The organism is Muriicola sp. (assembly GCF_049669965.1).
Lineage (GTDB): Bacteria > Bacteroidota > Bacteroidia > Flavobacteriales > Flavobacteriaceae > Muriicola.
In genome coordinates, this window is the sequence record NZ_JBATLB010000064.1 from 1 (window position 1) to 1,663 (window position 1,663).

Consider the following 1,663-nt stretch of genomic DNA (forward strand, 5'->3'; position numbering starts at 1 on the left):
ATATTATCTAAAAGAAAAAAGAAAAAAGAACTTGACCGAAACGGTAAGAAACTATCAAGAATATTTACCCAATTATTTGCCCCTTCCTCATCCTTCTCCCAGAAACAATATCTGGCTTAGGAAAAACCCTTGGTTCGAGTCAGATGTTATACCTTTTTTACAGGATACGATAAAAAGCGTTTCACATTAATATCATGCGGAAATATCCTGTAAATTGGCTTAGAACGTACAAATCAACCATAGGCACTAACCCAAAAGAAAATGGATAAACAATTTAAAAAGGTATTTTCTGATTTCATTTTTTGTACTAATGTAGAAGAAGCTTTTTCTGCAAAAAAAAGTGTAAAGATTAATTTTTATACATTGATGTGGGTGACAGATGGCATGGTTGATTTGTTAGTAGACAACGAAGTTGTGGGATTCAATAAGCAGCAAATGATTTTTTTGACACCAATTCATCATGTTAAACTTTTAGAAAATCATAGCCAGGTAAATATTGTGATGTTTAACAGGGACTTTTATTGTATCAAGGAAAATGACCACGAAGTTTCATGCAATGGCATTTTATTCTTTGGGTCTCAAGGAGTTCCAATTATCAATTTGGACAATAAACAAACGGAGGGTTTTAATAGGCTTCTTGGTGTTTTGAAGGAGGAATTTGAAATTGCAGATACTATACAAGAAGAAATGCTGAGAGCATTACTTAAAAGGTGGCTCATTAATGCAACAAGAATAATGAAAAGTCAAAGTAATTATGTTGGCGAAAATAAAACCAAACTGGAGCTTGTTCGCAAATTTAGAATATTGCTTGAAATGCATTATAAAGACTATCACAAGGTCAGTGATTATGCCAAATTATTACATAAGTCGCCAAAAACATTGTCCAATAGATTCAGTTCTTTAGGCTTACCAAGCCCCAGGGAAATGATTCTCGACAGAATTTTCGTGGAAGCCAAACGGTATTTATTGTACACTCAATTTTCCATCAAAGAAATTGCCTCTAAACTGGGTTTCGAAGATACTTCAGCCTTTTCTCATTTTTTTAAAAACAGGTCGCAATCCTCACCTACAAACTTCAGAGCGGAACATTATCAAAATTAACCGCGGGAAGTATTTACAAACTTCAGGGCAAAAACCCCAATTATATTTCTGGCAGCCACAGCTACCTTTGCTCTTGAGCAAGCATTAGAATATTAGGCAGTGGTTTATCCTTATGAAAAAATATTTCAATTACATTTTATTAATCCATTTCTGCTTTCCATTATCATCGGTTGCTCAGCATAACAATAATTCAATAAACACTAATCAAAAAAATAATGGGGTATATGAATTAATTTCCTCAGGTATATACTCCTATTCTTTTGAACATGAGGAAGGAATTATTGGAACAGAAATCCATTTCACCTATTGGATAAATCATACATGGGGCGCTGGGATGGCCTATACGGCTAAATATGATGAAGAAGAAATCCTGAATGACTTTGCAGTAATTGGTAGTATGAATCCTGCCCGGTGGATGACTATCAATGTCGGGCCAAATTTCGGCTTACCAACAGACTCAAGGGACTTTCTGCTGGGCGCATATACAGAAATGGAAATCAATATAAGGCCAGCAAATTGGTTTCATTTCGGGCCTGTCATGGGGTTTGTATGGAATAAAGAA

At 35.0% G+C, this 1,663-nt stretch carries 2 protein-coding genes and 1 pseudogene; all 3 read left to right on the plus strand.

The genetic code is table 11. The features are described 5' to 3' along the window. Positions 1–190 (plus strand): annotated as a pseudogene (locus WBM49_RS03800) (uracil-DNA glycosylase family protein); the annotation flags it as partial. Between the two features lie 71 nt (positions 191–261). Continuing rightward, positions 262–1,101, plus strand: a complete 840-nt coding sequence (locus WBM49_RS03805) for a helix-turn-helix domain-containing protein (RefSeq protein ID WP_424370737.1) — start codon at positions 262–264, stop codon at positions 1,099–1,101. A gap of 112 nt (positions 1,102–1,213) precedes the next feature. Beyond that, the coding region (locus WBM49_RS03810) for a hypothetical protein (RefSeq protein ID WP_424370738.1) at positions 1,214–1,663 on the plus strand (450 nt) is incomplete at its 3' end.

Coding starts and splice junctions, on each gene's coding strand:
- WBM49_RS03805 (WP_424370737.1), top strand. CDS start 262: ATGGATAAACAATTTAAAAAGGTATTTTCTGATTTCATTTTTTGTACT.